General features: G+C 59.9%; 24 protein-coding genes. 12 read left to right on the top strand and 12 right to left on the bottom strand.

Going from position 1 to position 25,379, the window contains the following annotated elements; translation table 11 throughout:
* Positions 1–259 (top strand): MFS transporter (locus tag VK725_RS06045; RefSeq protein ID WP_325317155.1); only part of this gene is annotated, 259 nt, incomplete at its 5' end.
* A gap of 120 nt (positions 260–379) precedes the next feature.
* On the opposite strand, the gene VK725_RS06040 is transcribed toward VK725_RS06045, so the two are convergent.
* Complete coding sequence (locus VK725_RS06040; protein ID WP_325317154.1) at positions 380–913, bottom strand: dihydrofolate reductase family protein; 534 nt, start codon at positions 911–913, stop codon at positions 380–382.
* 214 nt (positions 914–1,127) lie between these two features.
* Entirely contained in the window at positions 1,128–1,706 is a 579-nt protein-coding gene (locus VK725_RS06035) for a helix-turn-helix domain-containing protein (RefSeq protein ID WP_325317153.1), read from the bottom strand.
* 140 nt (positions 1,707–1,846) lie between these two features.
* On the opposite strand from VK725_RS06035, the gene VK725_RS06030 reads away from it, so the two are divergent.
* The gene (locus VK725_RS06030) at positions 1,847–2,581 is read left to right on the top strand and encodes an SDR family NAD(P)-dependent oxidoreductase (RefSeq protein ID WP_325317152.1); all 735 of its coding nucleotides are present in this window, start codon (positions 1,847–1,849) and stop codon (positions 2,579–2,581) included.
* The gene (locus VK725_RS06025; protein WP_325317158.1) at positions 2,578–3,270 is read left to right on the top strand and encodes an NADPH-dependent F420 reductase; all 693 of its coding nucleotides are present in this window, start codon (positions 2,578–2,580) and stop codon (positions 3,268–3,270) included. Before VK725_RS06030 ends, VK725_RS06025 begins: the two co-directional genes overlap by 4 nt.
* 37 nt (positions 3,271–3,307) lie before the next feature.
* Here VK725_RS06025 and VK725_RS06020 read toward each other — a convergent pair whose 3' ends face one another.
* Both VK725_RS06020 and VK725_RS06015 read right to left on the bottom strand, forming a co-directional pair.
* A complete protein-coding gene (locus tag VK725_RS06020) occupies positions 3,308–5,167 on the bottom strand; it encodes a PDZ domain-containing protein (protein ID WP_325317157.1) in 1,860 nt (619 codons plus the stop codon).
* Positions 5,168–5,318: 151 nt separating this feature from the next.
* On the bottom strand, positions 5,319–5,903 hold the full coding sequence (locus VK725_RS06015; protein WP_325317151.1) for a TetR/AcrR family transcriptional regulator: 585 nt from the start codon (positions 5,901–5,903) through the stop codon (positions 5,319–5,321).
* Positions 5,904–6,210: 307 nt separating this feature from the next.
* Between VK725_RS06015 and VK725_RS06010 the strand changes: the two genes are divergently transcribed.
* From VK725_RS06010 to VK725_RS06000, 3 genes are read left to right on the top strand one after another with little or no spacing between them, the layout of a single operon-like run.
* Positions 6,211–7,209 (top strand): two-component system sensor histidine kinase NtrB, encoded by a 999-nt coding sequence (locus tag VK725_RS06010; RefSeq protein ID WP_414648454.1) that lies wholly within the window; start codon positions 6,211–6,213, stop codon positions 7,207–7,209.
* Positions 7,202–8,596, top strand: a complete 1,395-nt coding sequence (gene ntrC, locus VK725_RS06005) for a nitrogen regulation protein NR(I) (protein WP_325317149.1) — start codon at positions 7,202–7,204, stop codon at positions 8,594–8,596. Before VK725_RS06010 ends, ntrC begins: the two co-directional genes overlap by 8 nt.
* Before the next feature lie 21 nt (positions 8,597–8,617).
* Positions 8,618–9,070: a GNAT family N-acetyltransferase gene (locus tag VK725_RS06000; protein WP_325317148.1), complete on the top strand. Its 453-nt coding sequence runs from the start codon at positions 8,618–8,620 to the stop codon at positions 9,068–9,070.
* Positions 9,071–9,090: 20 nt separating this feature from the next.
* Here VK725_RS06000 and VK725_RS05995 read toward each other — a convergent pair whose 3' ends face one another.
* A complete protein-coding gene (locus tag VK725_RS05995; protein ID WP_325317147.1) occupies positions 9,091–11,577 on the bottom strand; it encodes a sensor domain-containing protein in 2,487 nt (828 codons plus the stop codon).
* An 83-nt stretch (positions 11,578–11,660) separates the two neighbouring features.
* Positions 11,661–12,803 carry a hypothetical protein gene (locus VK725_RS05990; protein WP_325317146.1) on the bottom strand — a complete coding sequence of 381 codons (1,143 nt, stop codon included), beginning with the start codon at positions 12,801–12,803 and terminating at the stop codon, positions 11,661–11,663.
* A 117-nt stretch (positions 12,804–12,920) separates the two neighbouring features.
* Between VK725_RS05990 and VK725_RS05985 the strand changes: the two genes are divergently transcribed.
* Positions 12,921–14,207, top strand: a complete 1,287-nt coding sequence (locus tag VK725_RS05985) for an acetyl-CoA C-acetyltransferase (RefSeq protein WP_325317145.1) — start codon at positions 12,921–12,923, stop codon at positions 14,205–14,207.
* Between the two features lie 137 nt (positions 14,208–14,344).
* Here VK725_RS05985 and VK725_RS05980 read toward each other — a convergent pair whose 3' ends face one another.
* From VK725_RS05980 to VK725_RS05960, 5 genes are all read right to left on the bottom strand, one after another.
* Positions 14,345–16,240, bottom strand: a complete 1,896-nt coding sequence (locus VK725_RS05980) for a phospholipase D family protein (RefSeq protein ID WP_325317144.1) — start codon at positions 16,238–16,240, stop codon at positions 14,345–14,347.
* A 20-nt stretch (positions 16,241–16,260) separates the two neighbouring features.
* Entirely contained in the window at positions 16,261–16,809 is a 549-nt protein-coding gene (locus VK725_RS05975; RefSeq protein WP_325317143.1) for a YceI family protein, read from the bottom strand.
* Positions 16,810–16,820: 11 nt separating this feature from the next.
* A complete protein-coding gene (locus VK725_RS05970) occupies positions 16,821–17,294 on the bottom strand; it encodes a SixA phosphatase family protein (protein ID WP_325317142.1) in 474 nt (157 codons plus the stop codon).
* 9 nt (positions 17,295–17,303) lie between these two features.
* Positions 17,304–17,936: an AAA family ATPase gene (locus VK725_RS05965; RefSeq protein ID WP_325317141.1), complete on the bottom strand. Its 633-nt coding sequence runs from the start codon at positions 17,934–17,936 to the stop codon at positions 17,304–17,306.
* A gap of 118 nt (positions 17,937–18,054) precedes the next feature.
* Positions 18,055–19,083, bottom strand: a complete 1,029-nt coding sequence (locus tag VK725_RS05960; RefSeq protein WP_325317140.1) for a hypothetical protein — start codon at positions 19,081–19,083, stop codon at positions 18,055–18,057.
* A 143-nt stretch (positions 19,084–19,226) separates the two neighbouring features.
* Here VK725_RS05960 and VK725_RS05955 point away from each other — a divergent pair, with 143 nt between their 5' ends.
* Positions 19,227–19,424, top strand: a complete 198-nt coding sequence (locus VK725_RS05955; protein ID WP_325317139.1) for an antitermination protein NusB — start codon at positions 19,227–19,229, stop codon at positions 19,422–19,424.
* Positions 19,425–19,463: 39 nt separating this feature from the next.
* On the opposite strand, the gene speE is transcribed toward VK725_RS05955, so the two are convergent.
* Positions 19,464–20,315 carry a polyamine aminopropyltransferase gene (speE, locus tag VK725_RS05950; protein ID WP_325317138.1) on the bottom strand — a complete coding sequence of 284 codons (852 nt, stop codon included), beginning with the start codon at positions 20,313–20,315 and terminating at the stop codon, positions 19,464–19,466.
* 267 nt (positions 20,316–20,582) lie between these two features.
* On the opposite strand from speE, the gene speA reads away from it, so the two are divergent.
* From speA to VK725_RS05930, 4 genes are all read left to right on the top strand, one after another.
* On the top strand, positions 20,583–22,472 hold the full coding sequence (gene speA / locus VK725_RS05945; protein WP_325317137.1) for a biosynthetic arginine decarboxylase: 1,890 nt from the start codon (positions 20,583–20,585) through the stop codon (positions 22,470–22,472).
* A gap of 102 nt (positions 22,473–22,574) precedes the next feature.
* A complete protein-coding gene (locus VK725_RS05940) occupies positions 22,575–23,360 on the top strand; it encodes a 3-hydroxybutyrate dehydrogenase (protein ID WP_325317136.1) in 786 nt (261 codons plus the stop codon).
* A gap of 70 nt (positions 23,361–23,430) precedes the next feature.
* Complete coding sequence (locus VK725_RS05935) at positions 23,431–24,171, top strand: acetoacetate decarboxylase (RefSeq protein ID WP_325317135.1); 741 nt, start codon at positions 23,431–23,433, stop codon at positions 24,169–24,171.
* 9 nt (positions 24,172–24,180) lie between these two features.
* Positions 24,181–25,374, top strand: coding sequence for a patatin-like phospholipase family protein (locus tag VK725_RS05930; RefSeq protein WP_325317134.1), 1,194 nt, complete (start codon positions 24,181–24,183; stop codon positions 25,372–25,374).
* Positions 25,375–25,379 lie beyond the last annotated feature (5 nt).

The following is a 25,379-nucleotide window of genomic DNA, read 5'->3' as shown; positions in this document are numbered from 1 at the left end:
GCAGCCGCTGAAAGGCCGCGACTTCGGTATCGGCTGCTCCACGTTTACGAACTGGATCGCCAACATGATCGTGGGCGCCACCTTTCTTACTTTGCTTAACAGCGTCGGTCACACCGAGACATTCTGGCTGTACGCGGCGCTCAACCTGGTTTTTATCGGGTTCACATTCTGGCTGGTGCCAGAGACAAAGGGTGTGACGCTTGAACATATCGAACGCAACCTGATGAGCGGCCGTAGGCTGCGCGATATCGGGCAGTAAATTTCGGCGGGTTTTTCCAGGGGTTCCGGGCGGTAACTTCCGTCCGGAAGCTGTCGATGGAGACTTTGCAGGACGTGCCTACCCGATGCGTCGGCGTTATCCGTCGGGCGCGTTGCGCCATTAAGCAGGAGCGTATATCAACCTGATCACGTCCTCGCCGATTACGTCGCTGGCCACCAAGCGCAGCGGCGGCCGCGGGCCCGTGAAGAATGGCTTGCCGTGACCGAGCACGACGGGGCGGAGGTAGAGTCGATACTCGTCGATAAGACCAAGGTCGGTCAGGCTTCGCGCCAGGTCCGGGCCGGCGACATCGATCTCCCCGGAGTGCTCGGCCTTCAGTCTCTGTATTGCCGCCTCGATGTCATCGTCAACAAGGATGGCGTTGGGGCCGACTGATTTCAGCGAGCGCGACACGACCCACTTCGGTTGGCTTCGCCACAGCGCCGCAAAGTCGTGATCCTCTGCGTCCCAATTAGGCTGGTCCTCATCCCAATAACGCATGATTTCGTATGTACGGCGTCCGTACACCAGACCCGTCAGGCCGCGCACGTGCTCGATGAAGTGGCGAGAGACCAATGGCCCGGGAGGCCCTAATTTCTGATGGTCGACATAGCCATCCAGGGATTGTGACAATACGAACACTAGCTTTGCCATGGGAAACCTCCACTCGGGCGTCGTCAGGAGAGCAGTGGTGCGAGTGCCTTGGAGCCGGTCCATTCATGACGACGACGAGTGGCGAAACCGCAACTCGACAAGACGCCCTGAAAAAATTCTGCTTCTTCTGTATTTGCTATCCCATCAAACGCCGATCGTGCGGGCCATTCCGCAAGCTGACATTACCCTTGATCTATTCGATCGCTGATCTGATTCAACACGCTGCCTTCTTGGCATCGTCGCTCGACGGGTTTGTCAGGATGGCGCTCGCGATAATGTGAAACAGATGATCGGCCCGCGGCGCGAATGCGGGTTGGCCGGCCGTCCAGCCCAGCGCCGACATCAGGGCGAACAGATCGTCCCCATTCATATCGGCGCGCGCCGTTCCCTCGGCCTGAGCACGTTGCAGTAATTGCGCGCCCACCGAGTGCACCGTTGCGCATGACGCGTAAAGCGCGGAGTCCGGGTCGTCGTGGGCGCTCGCCACCAAGTCGACAACGCCGCGATAGCTTTGAACGAATGCCACCACTTCGCGAAACCAGGATACGAGCGCTTCGTCAGGCGGCTTTGACGTTTCGAGTTCGCCCGCCTTCCGCGTCAGTGCATCCAGATTCGTACACAGCAACGCTTCGAACAAGGCTTCTCGCGTCGGGAAATGACGAAGCAACGTGGCCAAGCCGACGTCGGCCCGGCGGGCAATGTCTCGCATGGACGCATCGACACCATGCTCGGTGACGACCTCCCGCGCGACGGCAAGTAGATGACTGTAATTTTTTCTGGCGTCGGCTCGCATGGTTTGCCTTGACAAACGGATCAGTGATCCATATATTTGGATCAGTGGTCCGTATATACGGATCGGTGATCCACAAGATACAGCGCACCTGTCCCAATGGAAACAGAGACGCTGTCCAACGCGACGAAAGGTGTGCAGTCATGGGAAAGCTTGAAGGCAAAGTTGCAGTCATCACGGGCGGTTCGAGCGGCATGGCGCTGGCGAGCGCCAAGCGGTTTGTCGAAGAAGGCGCCTACGTTTTCATCACGGGCCGGAGGCAGGAGGTACTCGACGAAGCCGTCAAGTCGATTGGCCGAAACGTGACTGGCGTACGCGGCGACGCATCCAATCTCGACGACCTCGACCGCCTGTTCGATACCGTCAAGCGGGAAAAGGGCAAGATCGACGTCTTGTACGCGAGCGCCGGCATCGGCGAAGCCGTGCCGCTGGGCGAGATTACCGAGCAGCATTTCGATGCGACCTTCGATCTCAATACGCGCGGCACGCTGTTTGCGGTGCAGAAGGCGTTGCCGCTGTTCAACGATGGCGGATCGATCTTCATGACCGGGTCGGTTGCTTCGGTGAAAGGCTTTCCCGGTTACGGCGTGTACGCGGCGAGCAAGGCGGCGTTGCGCGCATTCGCACGCACGTGGCTCAACGAGCTGAAGGGCAGGAATATCCGGGTGAACGTGCTGAGCCCGGGGCCGATCGCCACACCGATGCAGGACCAGGTTCTCACCGAGGAGGCGAAGCAGATGTTCGAATCTCTGATTCCGCGGGGAAAGATGGGGCGTCCTGAGGAAATTGCGACGGCCGCGTTGTTTCTTGCTTCCGACGATTCGAGCTTCGTGAATGGGGTGGACTTGTCTGTCGACGGAGGCTTCTCGGCCATCTGATATCGCGCCGAAAAGCACGTGCGGCGGCTCTTGCACCAGAGAAGGCCCGAGCGGGTGAACGTCGGGCCATCCACTTCAACACGAATCGGAATGACAACATGACTTACGCAATTGTAGGTTTCGGCGCGATCGGTCAGGCGCTGGCTCGCGCGTTCGCCCGCAAGGGCATTGACGTGGCTGTCGCAAGCAGGCATCCGCCCGAAGCGCTTGCGCCGCAGGCAAACGCGATCGGCCCGACGATCTTTCCCATGACCTTGAACGACGCGCTCGAAGCCGACATCGTGCTACTGGCTGTCCCGTTCTGGCAGCACCGAGAAGTTGCGAAGGTACGGGCAAACTGGAAGGGCAAGATCGTGATCGACGTGACGAACACGCTCGACAATTTGGACAGCCTTCCTTCCTCTTCGGTCGTAGCCCAGGCGCTGCCCGGCGCTCGATTGGTCAAAGCGTTTAACCATCTGCCTGCCCGCGTCCTCGCGGAAGACCCGGCTGTCAACGGCGGACGACGGGTTGTATTCCTGTCGAGCGACGATGAAAGCGCGACCGCAACGGTCGTTGCCTTGGTCGAGCAGCTCGGCTATGCGCCGGTGAATCTCGGCAAGATCGCGGAAGGCGGTCTGCTCGTGCATGCGCGGGATGGGATCTGGGGACCCCTGATCTTCCAGGACCTGTTCAAGAAGGAGCAGTAACGGATTTACGACACGAGCGACGATTGAAGGAGAGCCACTAGCTACGGGTGGCTATTTGGAGGAGACGATCCTTTGTCCCGACATCCCGTTCCAAAGCCGGATACTGTTCTCCGCCGTGATATGCAAGGGTGAGTGTCGTGGCAACACCGTTATTCTCAACAACGCACTCAATGGGGGCTGGCGCTCCTTTGGCGTTGCGGATCGCTTGCTGTAGCTGATCGATCGAAAAAGGCTTTCCATTGATTGAAAGAAGTTTCATACCCGACGCAAAGCCTGCCTTATCTGCGATACCGCCGATGAGCACATCGGTGATGACACCGTCCGACCGCACCTTCATAGCGATCGAATAGTCGAAATCCTTTTTGCCCGCAAGCGCGGTCCACGCATTCGGTGTGTCTCGGTAGACCAAACGATAGCCACCTTGCGTAAAGCCTTTCAACGGAGCTTCTGGAGTGAGCTCGTGGAGACGTTCGTTGAAAAAGGACGCCCAGTCGTGCGGATAAACCGCATTCAGCGCATTGACGAGGTTCTCGACGGTGAAAGGAAGCGTGTCGGGTCCCGTGTCCGTGCCCTTGCCGTAAAAAAGGGCCAGAAAGTCATCGAGCGATTTCTTGCCGCCGGTTCCGTTGCGAATCGTGGTGTCGACTTCCAGCCAAATCAAAGCGCCTTCACCGTAAAAATCGAAACCGCCAAGTCGCCAGCTTTCGTAGGCGGAGCTGTCGGCCGCCCAAAGGATCGGTGCCATCGTTGCCGTGTCTTGAAGATCGCGCCAGGTTTTTCCAGGGCGATGGGCGAAGTGGGCAGCCTTCTCACTCCATTGATCGAGGAATTGTTGCTGCGTCCAGATGCCGGATCGAACGGCGAGGACTCCTGCAAGATAGTCAGTCAGCCCCTCGTAGATCCAAAGATCCGTGCCAATGAAGGGCATCTGATAGTTGGCGGTCATCAGGCTGATGGGGCGCCGATATTGTCCATTCCAGCTATGGACGAAGTCGTGCGAAATGAAATCCCCGTACAACGTGAGAGACCTTTCGCTCGTCAGGAAATCGGCCGGTCTGCGATTGTCCAGAGACTGATGATGATCGAAAGCGTCTCCCGCAATCTGATCAGACAGCGTGACCAGCATGTGGAACGAATCGTAGTGTCGACTATGAAAAAGAATCCCGGCCTGACGAACCAGTTCGCTGAGATGATCGATGTGCGATTGATCGATCTGAAGCGATGTCGGCGTGTCGGCCACCATGTCGAGATAGTGTTTCGGAGTGATCTCCGGAGCTAAGAGGATTTCTCGAAAGTAGCGCCCCGAAATGACCGGCGAATCGATGAGCTGCTCAAGCGAGACAGTATGGAAGGTGACGGAATTTGAAAGCTCGGACGGGGCCGATACGTCATTGGGTTGAAGGGCCGAGGCGAAATGCCAACCCGCTGGCATGACGATGGTCGGCGTGATTTCAATCGAAGCCACCTTCGTGGATTGTCCGTGGTACGGATACAGCAGAACCGTATTCCAATTGAGCGCCGCGATGTTTGCGTCGGTTGTTCCTCCGGATGTTGCATCGGCCGCAGTGATGAAGTCGAAGTTCACTTCAATGGAACTGGCACCCTGCGGAACCACCATGTGGTAGAGGTAAAGCTGCACGGGGTCGCGTTCCCAGCGAATCGGCGTGGCTGCGGCGGACCCAACCCCGTGCGCGGTAATAAATAAGCCAGCCTGCTGATCGATAGGTCCAGCGAGGTGAACGCTCGGAAGCCATCGGGGATAGGCGAGCGTCATCGGACCAGGCGCAACGGGAATGATCTCCGTCGTATGGAGGAGTTTGCGCGGTGCATCGCGCAGATCGACCTTGAGAAGAATCGGTGGCTTCGCACTTGAGGCAGCGCTGCACGCAGCGCTCATGGTCAATACCAAGATGGCGATGAGGCCGTAAGAAGTGATGCGTAGCACGCGTAAGGCGCCCATATGGCTCAAGATCGAAAGATTCTCTAAAGGCCCGCCAAAGGCATGGCCGTTCAGTCCTGCAGAGAAAAGGGGACGTGGTGGTGAAAACTCACTTTCGCGGCGCGCGCTTGACGTCACCTTGCTGCTTCAAAAGGGAGATCGCCCCCGCGATCGCGCGATCGTACGGTTCAGTAGAGTTCGCGGCGCGCGCCAGAACATAAGCACCCTGGAGAACGGCGAGAATGGTCGAGGCGGTATCTTCCGGATTCATCTCCGTGCGAAATTCTCCGGCGCTTTGGCCTTCCACAATGAGCGAGGCCAGTTCCTGCGTCAGCTTCGCGAACATCTCCTGGACAGGTCGCCGAAGTTGCGGGTCCGCAATGATCTCCGGGTCTTGAGTCAGCCTTCCGACGCGACAGCCTCGCAGTGCGTCACGCTCGCGATGGAGGTAGGAAACGATGCGATCTAGCGCGGAGCAAGGTTGCGCGAATTCTTGCCGAGCCGCCTCGTACAGTTGCTCAGCGCTCCGCGCAATCGCGGTTGAAGCGAGCGCCGCTTTGTTTTCAAAGTGGTGGTACATGCTGCCTTGCCCAGCGGAAGCTCTGTCCTGAATAGCTTTGGGGCTCATACCTACATAGCCCCGCTCCCATAACAATTGCTGGGCACTCTCAATCAGACGTTCTCTCGCATCCATGCCTAACACTGTACATACTAGTAGGTACAATATGCAACAAATACCGGCATCTCGCCCCGGACTGGGATGGATATCCGGCACGGCTCACGCCTTTAGTGCAAAAAAATACGCAAAAACAGCGCGATGGGAGCGGTGGCTAGATGGGAGCCGTTGAACTCCATAGTTGGTGCAATCGGTACAAACTTTGGAGTTCCGTCCAACACAATACTTGGTGCGTTTTGCTCGATGTGCAACTGGCATTGCACCAAACCGGCGCATTGCCCACTATGGTGCAATGAGAGAGCAATCCCTCCAATGGGCTGAGCAGATGTCGACTGGGCTGGCGCTGGTCGATGGGCAGTTGCGCGTTCAGTGGATCAATCCGGCGCTGGCGGAGTTGCTTGGACTGGGTTTGCGGCATGCGCAGGGGCAGTTTTTAGCCGGGCTTTTGCCGGATACGCGTGTTGCGGAACAGGCGGCGCGCTGCCTCGCGGAGCAACGCACGGTGCAGTGTCGGGGTGTGGCGTTGTCGGGCATGCAAAGCGATGGACTGCGTGCCGATGTGTCGTTGCAGCCGCTCGATGCCGAAAGTGTGCTGGTGGAAGTGCATGCGTTGGCGGAGTCTGCGCCGACGGTTTCGCCGTTGTCGGCCACGCTGCGCGGGTTTGCGCATGAGGTGAAAAATCCGCTCGCCGGTTTGCGTGGCGCGGCGCAGTTGCTGCAGCGTCGCCTGGACGATGCGGATATGCAGGCCTTGGCGGGCATGGTGATTTCGGAAGCCGATCGCCTGGCGGCACTGGCCAATCGTTTGTTGCATCACGATGGCGCGCCGCAGCTGGGTGCGGTGAATTTGCATCAATTGCTTGAACGCCTTGGCGATTTGATTCAGGCCGAACCTTCGCCGCCCCATCTTCGGCACGACTACGATCCAAGTTTGCCGGATGTACACGGCGATGCAGACCGTCTCTTGCAAGTAATGCTCAATCTTGCGCGCAACGCCATTGAGGCTGGTGCCAGAACGCTGACGTTGCGCAGCCGTGTCGAGCATGGCGTGCGCGTGGGTGACCGCATGTTGCGCAGTGCATTACGGCTTGATGTCCTCGACGATGGCCCTGGCGTGCCACTAGCGTTGCGCGACACGTTGTTCGAACCGCTGGTGTCGGGTCGCGCGGATGGCACCGGTTTGGGTCTGGCTATCTCACGTGAAATTGCACACGAGCACGGCGGCGAATTGCGTTACGTCAGCCGCCCGGGCGAAACCGTGTTCTCGCTTTATCTCCCCTTGCCGCCGCGCGTCAGCGCCGCGTCTGGAAAAAACGATGGCTAATCGTTCCGACATATCGGACATCTGGATCGTCGACGACGATCGCGGCGTGCGCTTCGTGCTGGCCGAAGCATTGCGCGATGCCGGTTTGACGGTGCGCGAATTCGAAGACACGGCAAGCGTGCGTGCAGCCTTGCGCGATGCGACGCCGGCGCTGTTGATCACGGATGTGCGCATGCCAGGCGAAGGCGGATTGGCGCTGGTAGACGAACTGCATGCACGACAGATCGGTCCGGTGATCGTGATGAGTGCATACACCGATGTGGCGACAACAGCCGCTGCGTATCGTGCCGGGGCGGTCGATTATCTGGCGAAGCCGTTCGATCTGGATCAGGCCATCGCAGCGGTGCAACGTGCACTGGCGGATAAACCGCATGCCGATGCGCCGGTGCAGGCGCCCGCTGCGCCGTCGCACGCGTTGCTCGGCGAGAGCGCGCCGATGCGCGAGGTTTTTCGATTGATAGGGCGCGTCGCCGCCAGCGATCTGAACGTGTTGGTCACCGGCGAAACCGGCACCGGCAAGGAGTTGGTAGCGCGCGCGTTACACGAAGAAAGTGCGCGCCGCGGCAAACCGTTCGTGGCGTTGAACACGGCGGCCATTCCGAGCGAGTTGTTGGAAAGCGAATTGTTCGGTCATGAAGCGGGCGCGTTCACGGGCGCGACGCGGCGGGTGGCGGGGCGCTTTGAACAGGCCGAGGGCGGCACGCTTTTTCTCGACGAAATCGGCGACATGCCATTGATTCTGCAGACACGGCTGTTGCGTGTGCTCGCGGGTGGCGAGTTCTACCGGGTGGGCGGTCGTGAATTGATTCGCTGCAACGTGCGCATTGTTGCGGCGACGCACCAGGATCTGGATGCACGCGTCGCGGCCGGACTGTTTCGCGCCGATCTGAAGCATCGCCTGGATGTTGTTCGCATTGAATTGCCAGCGTTGCGTCAGCGGCGTAGCGACATCGCGTTGCTCGCGCAGCACTTTCTCGCCAGTGCTGCGCAAGAACTCAAGTTGCCGCCGAAGCGCTTTTCGAAATCTGCGCTGAAGGCGTTGGCGCAGCGTGATTTTCCCGGCAACGTGCGTGAATTGGAAAATCTCTGCCGGCGTCTTGCCGTGATTGCGTCGGGCACTGAGATCTTGCCTGCCGACCTGGGCAAATCCGTCGAAGGTCCGAGTGGCGACTGGACGGATGCGTTACGCGATTGGGCCGAACGCGCTTTGATGCACGCCGAGGCGGATATTCACACGCGGGCGCGCGAGGCGCTGGACCGCGTACTGCTGGAAGCCGCGTTGGCTGCGCATAACGATCATCGTCAGCATGCGGCGGCGGCACTGGGCGTCGGTCGCAACACGTTAACGCGGAAATTGGGTGCGTCGCGTACGCGACGCAAATCGTGAACAGCAGTTGGAGTGTGCAACGTGGCTACAGTGACAACCCGTCACGCCGAACGTCGTGATATTGCCGTTATTGCCGAGTGGAATGCGGCGATGGCGTGGGAAACCGAACAGAAGCGTCTTGATATCCACCTGCTGACGCGTGGCGTTACGGCCGTCTTCGATGATTCGCGCAGAGGCTTCTACATGATTGCCGAACACGACGGGCGCCCCGCCGGCTGTCTGTTGGTGACGTATGAGTGGAGCGACTGGCGTAACGGCGACTTCTGGTGGATTCAAAGCGTTTACGTGGCGCAGGAGGCGCGGCGTAGCGGTGTATTTCGCGCACTGCATACGGCAGTAGCGCAGCGCGCGGCGGACGCCGATGCCGTGGGTTTGCGTCTGTACGTCGAGACGGAAAACAAGCGTGCGCAAGATACGTATCAGAAGCTTGGCATGGATCAATGCCACTACCTGATGTATGAGCAGATCATTTGATCTACACCGCGATGGCGTTGTCAGGCGACCTGTTCGACAAGGCGCTGATGTAACGCGTCGGCACTCATCGGGGCACCGAAAAGGAAGCCCTGCATCTGCGAACAACCAGCTTCGCGCAGGAATCTGCTCTGAAGTTCCGTTTCGACGCCTTCGGCAATCACGTCTTTGTTGAGGCTGCGCGCCATCGCAATGATGGCGCTGGTAATGGCGGCCGTTTCCGGATCCTGCGTGATATCGCGGACAAATGCGCGATCGATCTTTAGTGCGTCGACCGGGAAATGTTTCAGATAGGAAAGACTGCTGTAGCCGGTGCCGAAATCATCCAGCGACAAACGCACGCCGCGCTGGCGGATGCGGCGAAGCAGGCGAATGGTGCCGTCGCCGCCGCTCATCACTGTGCGTTCGGTGAGTTCCAGTTCAAGCAGCGCGGGATCCAGCCCTGTCTCGCAAAGAATGCTGTCGAGGCGCTCGTAGAACCCTGCATATTGGATTTGCAGCGGCGATACGTTGACGGAAATGGGAATGGGCCGCCCTTCGCGCTGCCAATGCCGCGCTTGCACGCAGGCTTCGCGCAAGGCCCAGGTGCCGATGGAAACGATGAGGCCGGTGTCTTCGGCCACCGGAATGAACTGGTCGGGCAAGAAGGCGTCTTTGCCCTCTACTTGCAAGCGCAGCAATGCTTCGGCGCCCACGATATGGCCCAGCGCAGCGTCGACCTTGGGCTGGTATTGCAGCGACAGTTCGCCGTGTGCAAGCGCGTGGCGCAAGACGTTTTCGATGCGCTGACTCGCCACCGAGCGCTGGCTCATTTCCGGCGAATAGAAACAGTAGCCGTGACGACCCTGCGTCTTGACTTCATACATGGCGGAATCGGCGTTGCGCACCAGCGCATCCGGTTCGATGGCGTCGCGCGGGAACAGGCTGATGCCGATGCTCGCCCGCAGGTCGAGCGGTGGCAGGTGCGGCACGGTGGTTTGCGCGCAAGCGTCGAGAAGCTTTTGCGCAAAACTGGCCGCTTCGTCGGCATCGTCCACGCGCGGCAGCAGTACAACGAATTCGTCGCCGGTGTAACGGAAAGCCAGGTCTTCACTTTCGCGTAGCGTGCTGCGTATCTGATGTGCGACCGCCTGCAAAACCTGATCGCCGACACCGTGGCCGAGGGTGTCGTTGATGCGGCGGAAGTGATCCAGATCGATGTATAGCAGTGCGCATTGGCGATGGCGTTGCATGGCCATGTTCGTCGCCTGCTCGATACGTGCGTAGAGCAGGCTGCGATTGGGCAATCCGGTGAGCGTGTCGTGCTGGGCAAGTTGAATCAGCTTCAAGGCCAGCGTGCGGTTTTCGCTGATGTCATGACAAACCAGCACGCCGCCGGTGATATTGCCGGAATGATCGTGAATCAGCGCGGCGGAGTTTTCTATCGGCGTTTCGAAACCATTGCGATGCAAAAGTATCGCCTTGCCGCTGAAATCAACGACGGCGTTGCGCCGCATGGCTTGCCGTAACGGATTGTCCAGCGGTTGCCGCGTGTTGATGTCGCGCAGGCGGAAAACATCGTCGAGCGGTGAGCCTTTGGCTTCAGTGCTGGTCCAGCCTGTCATCGCTTCGGCGATCGGGTTGAGCGAGGTGACATTCAGCGCGATATCGGTGGTGATCACTGCATCGCCGATGGAATTGAGCGTGACTTCCGCAAGTTGCCGCTCGCGGAACAACGCGTCTTCGTATTGCTTGCGCTTGGAGATGTCCTGGACCTGGCTCACCAGATAGTTGAGCTGGCCCGATTCGCTGCGCACCTGCGACACGCTGAGCAACACATTGACGATATGTCCGTCACGATGGATGTAGCGTTTCTCCGTCTGAAACGCTTCGCGCCTGCCATTGGTGATTTGCGCGGCAAGTGCTTCGCTGACCGGCAAGTCGTCGGGATGCGTGATGTCGCGCCACGCCATCGAGCGCATTTCGGTTTCGGTATAACCGAGCATGTCGCACAACGAGGCATTGACGCGCTGATAGCGGCCGTCGGGAAGAACCAGTGCCATGCCGACCGCAGCATGCTGGAACGCCAGCGAGAAGCGTTGTTCGCTCTCTCGCAGTTGCTCTTCCAGCGCGTGGCGTTCGGTGACGTCGGTAAAGACGGTGAAGACGCCGCAGACGTTGCCCTGATCGTCGAAGTCAGGCGTAAAGCTGCCATGTACGTAGCGGCGGCCGGGGCCGCTGAAAAGCTCGCCTTCGTAGCTGGACCCCTGACCGCTAAGGGCTTGCAGTAGCGCTGCGCGGGCGCGCAGGTAACTCTCCGGATCCATCGCTTCGCTGACGAGACGACCCATGATTTTTTTTGGGTCGATATCGAACCACACCCGATGCGCTTCGTTGGCAAAGACGAAGCGCTCGTCGGTATCGATATAGGTAATGAGTGCCGGAACGCTCTGCACGACATGCGCAAGCAAGTCCATCTCCGTTTGGAGGACGGACGTGCTGCCTTCGATGGGCTGCGTCACCTTCGACATGTCGGTTCCCCGGAGCCACCGGTCAGGGTGTTTTTCTGGGTGCTCGTCGCCACATCATGCGCCGGACCGGGGGCACTTGCCACCTAATGGAGGGCTAGGGACGGTGCGCTGAGCTGCCCATTTTCGTCGAGCTGAATGTGGCCCAGGGCGTGCAGGTCGCTGGTTGAACCGAAATGGTCAGCTAGGATCGCCAGCAAAGGCCCCAGCGCAGCAGGCTGCAACGGATAGGCGTGAGCCAGCGTCCGCGCGCGGCCACCCGGGCCGCGTTGGGCCACGGTGATGGCCACGACACCCAAACCGGGCGCCTCATGCGCGAAAAGTGACGGTACACCGTAGGCCGCATCGGGCGAGTCGATGATGTCGATCAGCGCACCATTGCCAGGCTCGGCAACGCTGTCGGGCGTGCTATCCAGTTGCAGCGGTATGCCATGCGCATGCAACAGCGCACCATACTGGCGCAATTCGAACATCGCGCCTGCAAACGCGTGACGACGCTCTGCAACATCGCCGCTTTGATGCGCCAACCATTGCGCAGGCGATTGAGCCCATACTTTGCCATCCGCGTAACGCAGCGATAGCCCGCGCGCGCTGAGTGTGGTTTCTTCGCGATAGGGCGTGAGCAATGCGGCTTCCAGCAATTGCCAGAGCGGTGCCAGATTGACGTGTTCGTATTGCACGCAGGTGAGTGCGAGTAGGTCGTTGCGGCTTAAAAACCGCGCGTGTTCCAGCCGGACACCGAAGCGACGCATCAACCAGTCGGCGGTGCGCGCACCGGCTTCGCCGCGGCCGACGAGTTCGACTTCCAGCCGATCGGAAAGCTCGCCGGCCAGCTCTGCCGGCGCCAGCAGGCTCAGCGGCAAAAAACGCATGGGGCCGCCGGCGTAGTGTGGATCCGGTTCCAGCGGCTGCGCTGGCATATGGCCATCGTGGTTGCCGAACGCCACGACATTTTCGAGCTGACCGCGCGGAACGCGTCGCGCCAATTCGTCCAGCGTGGCCCAGACGGGAAAGCCGGGGCGCAGCAGTTCCACCGCATCGAACAGCGAGCCGGCCAAGGCCAGCCGGGCCTGCGCCACCTGTGGAACCAGTGCGTGCAGATCTTCGGCCACCAGCTCGGCCAGTTCGGCCGCCTCGTCGCGACCCAGCGTCAGTTGCCGGGGTTGTTCGTCCGGGGAAAATTCCAGCGCCAGAACGGCGGGCAGCGCTTGCAAAGGACCAGCTTCCACGCAGGGATATCCGGTGTGACAAAGGGCTACAAGTCTAACATTCGCGCATTCGGGCTTTCGCCCAGGCACAGAGCGGGTTAGCCTTGCCCGATCAGGTGTATCTGGATAAGTCAGGCTATGGAAAACACGCAGCAGCGCGTCGGCATTATCGGCGGTGTGCGCATCCCGTTCTGTCGCAACAATACTGCGTATGCGGATGTGGGCAACTTCGGGATGTCGGTGAAGGTGCTGGGTGCCTTGGTCGAGCGCTTCGGGCTGCACGGCGTGGAGCTGGGCGAAGTGGCGATGGGGGCGGTTATCAAGCACTCCTCCGACTGGAATCTGGCCCGCGAAGCCCTGCTGAGCTCCGGTCTGGCGCCGACGACCCCCGGCATCACCACGGCGCGTGCCTGCGGTACGTCGCTGGATAACACGATCATCATCGCCAACAAGATTGCCGTCGGCCAGATCGAGGCGGGCATCGCTGGCGGTTCGGACACCACCAGCGATGTGCCGATCGTTTTCACGCCGCGTCTACGCAAGCGCCTGCTGGCGATGAATCGCGCGAAGACGCCGATGGAAAAATTGAAAACCGCGGTGCGCGGATTTTCACTGAGCGAGTTGAAGCCGTCGTTTCCCGGTGTGGCCGAGCCGCGCACGGGGATGTCGATGGGCGATCACTGCGAAAAGATGGCGCGCGAGTGGCACATCGGCCGAGTGGATCAGGATCGCGTCGCACTGGAAAGTCACCACAAGCTCGCGGCGGCGTATGAAGCGGGTTTCTTCGACGATCTGGTCATCCCATTTCGCGCGTTGAAGCGCGACGGTTTTCTGCGTCCCGATACCACGATGGAAAAGCTCGCGACGCTGAAGCCGGCGTTCGACAAGACATCCGGGCACGGCACACTCACGGCAGGCAACTCCACCGGCTTGTCGGACGGCGCTGCGGCCGTGCTGCTGGGAAGCGATGCGTGGGCGGCCAAGCGCGGTCTGAAAATTCAGGCTTATTTGCGCGATGCCGAAGTGGCCGCCGTCGACTTCGTACACGGCGAAGGTTTGCTGATGGCGCCCACCATTGCGGTGCCACGCATGCTCGCGCGCCATGGACTGACGTTGCAGGATTTCGATTTCTACGAAATCCACGAAGCTTTTGCGGCGCAAGTGCTTTGTACATTGCGTGCATGGGAATCGGCGGATTACTGCAAGAATCGGTTGGGTCTGGATGCGCCGTTCAGTTCGATCGATCCGGCCAAGCTCAATGTGCATGGTTCCAGTCTTGCTGTGGGACATCCCTTCGCCGCCACGGGCGCGCGCATCGTCGCTACGCTGGCCAAATTGCTGGAACAGAAGGGTTCGGGTCGCGGATTGATTTCCATCTGCACGGCTGGCGGCATGGGTGTCACAGCCATTTTGGAACGCCCGTAAGTCCTTGGAGTCTGCTCAAAATCTCAGTGAGAGACCAACTTCTTCATGGCCGTCATTCCAGCTTTCACTGGAATGACGGCTCGAGGAACTGTCTTTTTTGGCTGCTTCTGCGCGCGCCATAGATTTTGAACAGGCTGTTAGAGAACACCTTGCCAGCCTGCACCGAATGCGGTGATGAAGCGCGTGTAGATCAGCTTGGGCGAAATGTCGACATCCGGGAAATCGCCGGCTGGCGCGTAGCAGTGCTCGAAATTCGGATCGGCGGGCAATAGTGGTGTACATCCCGGTTTGATGTCGTAGCTGCTCGCGTAGCGGAACGGCCAGATATCGAACAGCGGAAGCCTGGCTGATACGTCGCTGATCGCCAGGCTGATGTTGCCAAGCACGGGAATCACGGGCTCGCGCTTCGCAATTACCCACGCATTCTCCGGCAGCGTGGATTGCATGATGGAATCGCGCAGCTGACTGGCGAAACGTTGATCGTAGATGATCACGCCCGCTTCGGTGTTGTAATGATCGGAGCGTGGATCGAAGTTGTGTGTGCCGACCATCGCCAGGTCGTTATCGACGACGATCGACTTGGCATGCAAACCAAATCGGCGACCGGGGCTTCTCAGTGGCGCGGGACGATTGCGTCGGCCGTTAGTGCCGAAAAGGCCCGGCCGTCGTTCCGTGCCTGGTGCACGTTTGTGTTTTAAGCCGGGCGTTGCAGGTTCCGCTGTCGCGTCGTCATCGTCTTCCTCATCGTAGACGTTCGCCTGCTCATAGGCGTCGTTCGCGATCTCCGCGTGCGGCTTCATTTCATAGATGTTGAAGCCGTACTTCGTAAGGTAGGTTCGGCGACGCTTGTACGACACCGCGTAAACCGCAAAAGCATCGGTCGATGCCAGCGAATTGGTGGAGACGATGATCTTCGGCGATGGCGCTTCGTTGTGCAGCTTCTTGAAAATACGACGCGCACGGCTACTCATCACAAGATAGGGTGTTTGCAGCACGACTTCCTGTTTTGCATCGGTGACCAGACGCATCAGGCGCATCGTGAATTCGCGTGCGTCGCGCTTGTCTGGATTTTCCGTCTTGCCCGGACGATCGCTGAAGTATTCCACCTTGCTTGTGATCAGACTTGGTTGAATCAAATGCTCGGTGAGCCATTCAGAATCCTCCGCTTCGGCCTGTGCGCTGGCGACGCGTGACGCATTGGCATAGTGCGGTGCCGGCCACGGCGGCGGATTCGGATCGTGAAGAATCAGGCGATTGACGTCGCGAAGATGCGTCAAAGGCACGGAACGTTTGTGATTCCAGAAAAGCTCGAAGCTGGCGGCCATCGACTTCGCTGCGGGACCGCCCACCATCACATCGCGGTCGACATAGTCGAAATCGTTATCCCAATTGAAGTAACGATCCTGATAGTTGCGTCCGCCTGTGATGCCGATGGCGTCGTCCACCAACAGCAGCTTGTTGTGCATGCGTTGATTGAACCTTATGAAGCAGCAGACGAGGCCGGCGGCAAATTCCAGTGGCGGCGTGCGCGAGTTCTGAAAGGTCGGGTTGTAGATGCGTATCTGAAGATGGGAGCTGGCGCGCGCCACTTTTTCAAGCACCGCGGGATCTTCGAAAGAAAACAATTGATCCGCGACGATGCGCACGTTGACGCCGCGACGGGCAGCGGCGATCAGTTCGTTGAGAATGAGCTGGCCGGTGTCGTCTTCGTCCCAGATATACGTTTGCACGTCGATCGATTCGCGCGCGGCACGAATCAGGTTGATGCGCGCGACCAGTGCGGCCTCGCTATCGTCGAGCAGCGTGACGACATGTTCGGGTTTGTCCGGCGTGGAATGGGCGAGTGCCTGATTGGCGGCATCGAGCAAGGGAGAGGGCGTCGCGCAGCGATCGGAACGATCGCATGTGACCTGCCGATCCGTGTTGGCGGCAACGATCGTATCGGCCCGTTGAATCCGCGCACGCGTCAACGTGCAGCCTTGCAGCAGCACGACCAGCAACACAATGACGAATAGACCGCAGCGCAGACGCATGCGCCGATGATAACCGTGGCTCAACGACTTTCGCGTTGCAGCGTGATGCTCAAATTCAGGTCGACGCTATCCGATAGCGCGAGGCGATCGGCGGTCATACCGAACGCACTTCGCTGCAGGTTACCGTGCAGCATGATCTTGCAGGGGTTGGGCGACATTTCTTCACAGTGCACGGGCTCCACTGCAAAGCGAATCGGCGCGGTGACGCCGCGCATGGTGAGGGAACCCGTCAGCGTACCGCCTCGGTCCAGATCGGCCTGTGAAATCGGGTTGGAGACGAAGTGGATCAGGGGATGATGACCCGCGTCGAAGAAGTTAGGCGCCATGACCCACTGACGCATGCGCGAGGTCGGCATCGCGACGCTGTCCACGGAAATCGTGGCATCGACCACCCAGCTATCCGGACTCGGGCCAGGCACCACCTCGCCCGCAACCTGCGTGAAATGACCGTCGACGTGCTCCAGCCAAAGCACGCGCACTTCGAAGGTCGCCTGCGAGGCAAGCGGATCGATGCGGTAATCCGTTTCGCTGGCCGCTGCCGAGGCCGCAAGAAAAAGCAGCGTCAGCAACCAGAGCCGCCTCACGGCGACCAGAACGCATCCAGCCGTGCGCTTCCCGGCTCCAGCGGGCCATCCAGATGAAGTACGGCCAATCCCGCCGGCGGCATACCACGAAATTCGTCGGAGCGACCTTCCACAAGTAACGCCACCAGCCGTTCGATGCCTGGATTGTGGCCGACCAACATGACGGTATTTACGTCGTCGTGTTGATCGAGCAGGGCCAGCAACTCACCTGGCGTGGCGTTGTAAATCTCCGTCGCTTCCTCCATCGTCGGAGCACGCTCCAGCGCCGCTAGTGCAAGCGTTGCCGTGGCGCAGGTGCGTTCGGACGGCGAGCACAACACGCGGTCGGGCCGAATGCCGTGCGACTTGAGCCATGCGCCTGCGGCGCGCGCCTCCTGTTCGCCACGGCCGCTCAGTCGGCGCACATTGTCGTCGGCGCCGGGGGACGCGGGTTGAGCTTCGGCATGCCGTAGCAGGATCAATTCATGCATAAAAATTCCTTAGTGCTTTCGCTTGATCCAGCGTAACAAAGGTGCCCAGTCCTGTTGGTGCCCGCGAACCTGTTCGGAGTTGTAATCGAAGATGCCTTTGCCCAGCGACGTGAGTAACACATACGCCTGGGTGTCGCGCAGTTGTGCGATGACCGGGAAGGGTGCCTCTTCGGCGAGCTGTTCCATCGCTTCCTGACTGGCATGGGTCCATGGCTTGAGCCGATTGCCGACGAGCGCGACCGGCAATTTGCCACGCTTGATACGACTGATGCTGCGCAAATGCCCGAGAAAATTGAGCGTGGCGTGCATGTCGAAGGACGATGGCAGCACCGGCACCACCAGCATGTCGGCCTTTTCCAGATAAGGCTCGAGTTCGCGCTCATGCGAGCCGGCGGGGGTGTCGATCAATAGGCGATCGGTGTCCTCGGGCACTTTGTCGAGCGATTTTCGTCCGCCTTCCATCGCCAAGACACCGGGCACATTCTCCGGACGCAGACTGGCCCAGCGGAAACTGGAACCCTGTGGGTCGCTATCGATGATGGCGGTGCGCTTTCCGTCCTGCGCCCAATGCGAAGCCAGCTGAGTTACCAGCGTGCTCTTGCCACAACCACCCTTGCTGCTTGCTACCAACACCGTAAGCATCGCCTGCCCCTAGCGTCGTGAATTGGGTTCAAGGGTAGCGGGGGAGAGGGGAACAAGGGAACAGGCAACCATAGCGCACTGCAACGAAGTCGGCGCTGTTCCTGTTCCCCCTGTGCGCTCAGTTGGTTTTGGAAGCCTGAGCGTCGGCGGGTGCTTCGGTGGGTATCCCGTCGTCGTGTAGCGCGGCCAGTATCAGGCTCATCTGGGTGCCGCCGGTGCGAGCCAAGGCCAGCAGATGCTGGGATTGGGCTTTGTCATTCCGGGCGCGGACGGAGAGTTCGGCGAAGTTCTGTACCTGCCAGACCAGGTTGCGTCGCGCACTCTGGGCGTCTTGCTGCTGGGCCGGGTCAGGGCTGAGCACTTCACGCAAATGCAAGCCGAGCGAGCGACCCAGCGGGCTGGAACCCCACTCCAGGATCTTGCCGAGCTTCAGGCAATCGTCCTTGACGGAGGGGTCCTTGGGCGCCTTGTTTTCGCAGTAGGTCGCCGTGTCATGGAGTGCCGGTTGCGGAATGCCGGAGGCACTGCTGAAGGCAATCAGCATTTGAACGCCGCTCGGGCCTGCATTGGAATTGGGGTCCATGGTGGCGGGCGGCGGGGGCAGGGTGCTGACGGTCCCGGCGAGGGCTTTCAGGCCCACGCCGGAATAGTCGTCATAAATCTTGGCGTTGGCCGCATTCGTCAGATCCTGGCGTGCGTCCTGCGACTTCATGGTGTTGACGTCCTGACTGAGCTTCACCAACCAGACCGCCGCATTGTCCGGTGCCTGCTGGACCAGCTGGGCGATGGCATCGGCGTTCGGGCACTCCTTGGCCCTGGCGTCGCAATCGGCCAGGCGGACCCAGTTTTCGGCGGGGCCGGCGTCATCTGCGTGGGCAGCGCGCTCGATCAGCGCATGAAAGGAATTGATTTTGTTCTGATTGGGCAACGGCCGCGCCAGCAGCGCGGCGGCAAGCAATCGATCGGCGGCTGCGCTCGGCGCCAGCACGCTGACCAGATCGCTTTGGAACGCGAGCAGCGCATTGACGCGCGCCTCGTCCGCTTTCGAGGCATTGGGGCCGGGATGATCTTGCGGACTGGCGATGACGACCGTCGAGGCGCCAAGCGTGCAGAGAAGGGTGAGGACCAGGGGGCGCCATCCGCGCATCAGAGATGCTCCGTCGTTCATAAAAGCGGGCAGCATACCCCGCGTGGACTAAGGCTGTTCTGAACGGCTGGATTCAGATGACCCGGTAAGCGGCTGCACTTGTTAGCATGGTCGCTTGCCATTCCGGTAGGTGGGAGAGAGCTGTGGATTCGTTTTTGACGCTGGCACAGGGGAACGTCCCATGGTTTGCGGGATGGGGCACGCTCGCCTTGATCAATGCCGGCCTGGCGCAGGGCAAGAACCGCAGCGGACTGTGGTGGTTCTTGCTGTCGCTGCTATTGGGTCCCGTTACGACCCTGGTACTGGTGGTACTGCCCAAGGTGCGCAGCCGGTTGTTCTGATACCCGCTGCATGAGCGGGCAGCTGATCATTCGCCGCAGTTATTCGCCCAGCGCTTCGCGCATGAATTCGGGCGTCGCCAGCGCGCCCTTATGCACGTCGGCGTTGTAGTAGCGCGTGGGGAAGTTTTTGCTGATGGCACCGCGTTCGCGGAAGCCGACAAGATCGCCACCTTTGCGGGCCATCGTGCAGCTCCACCAGCCGGTCGGGTAGCACGGCTGCGGGAAGGGCAAGGTGCGCACGGCACTGAAACCGGCCGTACGCATCGCAGCGCGCATCGACTTGATCAGTTCCAAATGCGCAATCGGCGATTCGCTCTGCTGCACCAGAATGCCGCCGTGACGCAGCGCCTTGAAGCAGCTCGTGTAGAACGCCGCGTTGAAAAGGCCTTCTGCCGGACCGACCGGATCGGTCGAATCCACGATGATCAGATCCAGCGATTCCGGCTCGGCTTCGGCCATGTATTTGATGCCGTCGATAAACAGCAATTCGGCGCGCGGATCGTTGTTCGATTCGCACAGCTCCGGAAAATACTGTTCGGCAAGGCGCGTGACGCGCTCATCGATTTCCACCTGCACGGCGTGTTCGACTTCTTCGTGCTTGAGCACTTCGCGCAGCGTGCCGCAGTCGCCGCCGCCGATGATCACCACGCGCTTGGCACGCGCATGGGTGAACAGCGCCGGGTGGGTCATCATTTCGTGATAGAGGAAGTTGTCGCGGCTGGTGAGCATCACGCAGCCGTCGATCACCATCAGGTTGCCCCAGTCGGTGGTCTGGTAGATCTCGATGGTCTGGAACGGGGTTTTCTCGGCATGAAGCGGTTTTTCCACGCGATAACCGATGGAGGAACCAGAAGCCTGATGCGCTTCGGTGAACCAGCTGGGCTGCGACATGACGGGACGATCCTGAGAAGCAAGGTTAAAGAGACGCAATTGTACCGATAACGGTGGCGATGCGGTTGACCTCAAATTGTCGCGCCGGGCCTATTACACTAGGCATTCGGGTCGCGCCCACCCCATGCGGACGCCACCTGACGAGTCCTTCCGGCCCCGCGGCGTGCGAGGCTTCCGGCCGGTGGACTTAGCGTTCGTCAAGGCTCGCCGCTGCGACGATGTCATCTTTAGGGTCAATCGAACGGCCCGCATAAGGAGATACCGTCCATGGCGAATTCCTGGAATACCCAGACCGCGCGTCACACCTATGCCGTGCCCTACTGGGGCGATGGCTATGTCGATGTGAACGATGCCGGTCACATCGTGATCCGACCTCATGGCTCGAAAGGGCCAGCTTTTTCGCTGCCCGAGATCGTCGAACGCGCGCGCGCCGAAGGCTTGCGCTTGCCCTTGCTGGTGCGCTTCCCGGACATCCTCGCCGACCGCCTTTCGCGCCTGCAGGGCGCGTTCGCCAAGGCGATTGGCGAGTGGAACTATGCGGGCGGCTATACGGCCGTCTATCCGATCAAGGTGAATCAGCAGCGCGGCGTGGTCGCGGAACTGGTCGCGGCCGGCGAACATGGTTTTGGTCTCGAAGCCGGTTCGAAACCCGAGCTGATGGCTGTGCTGGCGATGGCACGTCCGGGCTCCATCGTGATCTGCAACGGCTACAAGGATCGCGAATACATTCGGCTTGCGCTGATTGGCCGCAAGCTCGGTTTGCGCATTCATATCGTCGTCGAAAAGCCGTCCGAACTGGAACACGTGATTGCCGAAGCGAAAGCGTTGAATGTCGAGCCGTTGCTTGGCGTACGCGTTCGTCTTGCGTCGATCGGCGCGGGCAAATGGCAGAACACGGGCGGTGACAAGGGCAAGTTCGGTTTGTCGCCCGCGCAAGTATTGGATCTCGTCGAGCGTCTCGATGAAGCGGGTTTGAAGCACACGCTGAAACTGCAGCACTTTCATATGGGCTCGCAGATTTCCAACGTGCGCGACATCGCCAACGGCATGCGCGAAGCCACGCGCTATTTCGTCGAACTCACGCGCCTTGGTGTGCCGCTGGAGATCGTCGATGTCGGTGGCGGTCTCGGCGTGGATTACGAAGGTTCGCGTTCGCGTAGCCACAACTCCATCAACTACTCGCTGGAACAATACGCGGCCACCATCGTGCAATCGCTCGCCGAAGCGGTTGAAGCGGAAGGTTTGACGGCGCCGCACATCATCACCGAAGCTGGTCGCGCGATGACCGCGCATCACGCGGTGATGGTGATCAATGTGAGCGAAGTAGAAGCGGTGCCTGCCGGCAGTCTGCCGTCTGCCGAAAAAGACGAGCCTGCGGTCTTGCGTCATCTGCGCGAGGTGTACGAAGAGCTCGATGTGCGTCCGTCGCTGGAGCTTTTCCACGAAGCGCAACATCATCTGCAAGAGGGTCAGACCCTCTACGCGCTGGGTCAGTTGTCGTTGGCCGATCGCGCGCGGCTGGATGAGTTGTACTACGCCATCGCCAACGCGGTGCGTGCACGCTTGCTGCCTGCCGAACGCGCGCATCGTCAGGCGCTGGATGATCTTGACGAAAAGCTCGTCGACAAATACTTCGTCAATTTCTCGGTATTCGAATCGGTGCCGGACGTCTGGGCCATCGATCAGATTTTCCCGATCGCGCCAATTGCACGATTGAACGAAGAGCCGACGCGCCGCGGTGTGCTGGTCGATCTCACCTGCGATTCGGATGGCCGCATCGACCACTACGTCGATGCCGAAGGCGTGGACGTCAGCATTCCGCTGCACGAGCTGAAAAACGGCGAGCCTTATCGCCTGGGCATTTTCATGGTCGGCGCCTATCAGGAAACGCTGGGCGATATCCACAATCTATTCGGCGATACCGATGCAGTGAACGTGCGCGCGGACGGCAACAACTATGTGTTCGCACACAAGCGCCGCGGCGATACCACCGATTTGATGCTCGATTACGTCGGATATGACCTTGAGGCATTACGTCGCAGTTATCGCGAACGAATCAGCGCCGCCGGCGTTAGCGGCGAGCAGGCCGAACAGCTGTTTGTAACATTGAATGAAGGCTTGACCGGCTATACCTACCTATCCGAAGGCGTGCGCTGATGTAGCAGGATCACGGCGTCTCGCAAGCAAGCGAGGCGCTCTGAACCGGATGGATGTGCCGCCCATAATCCTTTCCCCATCCCCCATCCGAAGGAGTGGCATATGGCAAGTCTCGACGGCAAGGTTGCATTGATCACCGGCGCTGCAAGCGGCATTGGCAAAGCGATCGCAGAGCTTTACGCAAAGAACGGTGCAGCCGTGGCGATTGCGGATATCAATCAGCAGGCGGCGGATGCTGCCGCGGCAGAGATCAAGGCAGCGGGCGGCAAAGCTATCGGCATCGAAATGGATGTCACCAACGAAGACGCGGTGAATGCAGGTACCGACAAGACAGTCGCCGCCTTCGGTCATCTGGACATTCTCATTTCCAACGCGGGCGTGCAGATCATCAACCCGATCGATCAGTTCTCTTATGCCGATTGGAAAAAGATGCTCGCGATTCATCTCGACGGCGGTTTCCTAACGACCAAGGCCGCGCTCAAGCACATGTACAAAGATAACCGCGGCGGCACGGTGATTTATATGGGCTCCGTGCATTCGCATGAGGCCTCGAAACTGAAGTCGGCCTACGTCACGGCGAAGCACGGCCTGCTCGGTCTGTCACGCACGCTTGCCAAAGAAGGCGCAGCGCACAACGTTCGCTCGCACGTCATCTGCCCGGGCTTCGTGCGTACGCCGCTGGTTGAAAAGCAGATTCCGGAACAGGCAAAAGAATTGGGCATCAGCGAAGCGGATGTCATCAAGAACGTGATGCTGAAAGACACGGTGGATGGTGTATTCACCACGGTCGAAGACATTGCTGAAACGGCTTTGTTCCTGGCGGCATTCCCGAGCGCAGCGCTGACCGGTCAGAGTTTTGTGGTGAGCCACGGCTGGTACATGCAGTAAGTATTTTTGTCGTGTGCGTGGTGCACGTCTGCGGGCGTGCGCCATCTCGTGCCGCCACAAGGAGACCTTTATGAAAATTGCCGACGTCAAAGCCAACGCGTTCGCCATGCCGCTGACAAGCCCGGCGTTTCCGCCAGGGCCCTATCGTTTCGTCAATCGCGAATTCCTCGTCATCACCTATCGCACCGACATGGACGCGCTGCGTGCTGTCGTGCCCGAGCCGCTCGAAGTGACCGAGCCGCTGGTGAAGTACGAATTCATTCGCATGCCCGATTCCACCGGCTTCGGCGATTACACCGAGTCGGGGCAGGTGATTCCCGTGACATTCAATGGTGAACGCGGCGGTTACGTTCACTCCATGTATCTCAACGATCATCCGCCGATTGCCGGTGGCCGCGAGTTGTGGGGTTTTCCGAAGAAACTCGCCACTCCTGTGCTGGATACCGAAATCGATACGCTGGTCGGTACGCTCGATTACGGCAAGGTGCGCGTGGCCAAGGCGACGATGGGGTTCAAGCATCGCCCTGCGGATCATGCAGCCATTCTTGCCGGTCTCGCTGCGCCCAATTATCTGCTGAAGATCATTCCACATGTCGATGGCACGCAGCGCATCTGCGAACTGGTGCGTTACTACACCAGCAACGTCACACTGAAAGGCGCGTGGACAGGTCCCGCTTCGCTGGAGCTTCATCCCCATGCGTTGGCGCCCGTTGCGGATCTGCCGGTGCTGAAGGTGGAGTCGGCGTTGCATTACATCACTGATCTCACGCTCGATCTGGGAACAGTGGTTCACGATTATCTTGCTGCATAGAGGCGCTCCATGACTGGGCAGAAGACGTCAACGTCGAAGGTCGCCACGCATCATCCCGCGCAGGATGCCTACAAGGTCACTGCGCTGGTTCTGCAGGGCGGTGGTGCGCTCGGTGCGTATCAGGCAGGTGTATATCAGGCGCTCAGCGAAGCGGGCTTGCATCCAAACTGGTTAGCGGGCATTTCCATCGGTGCGTTGAACGCCGCCATCATCGCGGGCAACGCCCCCGAAGATCGGGTCGAGAAGCTCACCGAATTCTGGGAGACGATCTGCAAGTCGGCGTTTTGGCCCAATCGTCCGGCGTTGCCGTGGCCGGAAACAATGACGTGGCCGCAGATATTCCGTGATGGCGTCAATACCTTGTCGGCGTGGCGCGCATTGACCGAGGGGCAATCGGGTTTCTTCCAGCCACGCACGCCGCCGCCGGTACTGCAGTTGCATGGCACGCCCGCTACGGCGAGCTGGTATGACACCGCGCCGCTGCGCGAAACGCTGGAGCGGCTGGCGGATTTCGACCGCATCAACGATAGCCGCACGATGCGTGTGTCGGTAGGTGCGGTCAATGTGCGCACGGGTAATTTCGCGTATTTCGAAAATCGTCATCACAAGCTGCGGCCGGAACACTTCATGGCATCGGGCGCACTGCCTCCCGGGTTCCCCGCCGTCGAGATCGACGGCGAGTACTACTGGGACGGCGGCATGGTCTCCAACACACCGCTCTACAAGGTGCTTTCCGACCAGCCGCATCGCGATGCGCTGATCTTCCAGGTGGATTTGTGGAGTGCGTGCGGTGCGTTGCCGCGCGACATGAGCATGGTCGCCGAGCGCAGCAAGGACATCCAGTTCTCCAGCCGCACGCGCATGGTGACCGAATACATGCGTCTGACCCGCGAGCAACAGAGTTTCCTGCACGACCTGATGAAGCTGGTGCCGGAAGACAAGCGCAACGATCCGGCCTATCGCCGGGCAGAGAAACAAGCCAACGGCTCACTCACCAACCTCATCCATCTGATTTATCGTGACAAGCCCTACGAGGGGCATTACAAAGATTATGAGTTCAGTATCACGACGATGCGTGAGCATTGGCAGAGCGGTCTGACCGATATGCGGCACACGCTTTCGCGGCCGCACTGGCTCGATCCCCCAAAACGAGAAGACCCATTCGTGACGCACGATGTGCATCGTGCGTTGAATAACGACTGAGAAAG

Origin of the sequence: Dyella sp. (assembly GCF_035486915.1) — a bacterium.
In the GTDB taxonomy this organism is placed as follows: domain Bacteria; phylum Pseudomonadota; class Gammaproteobacteria; order Xanthomonadales; family Rhodanobacteraceae; genus Dyella_B.
The sequence above is the reverse complement of the archived record's forward strand: the minus strand, read 5'-3'. Positions and strand labels throughout refer to the sequence as shown.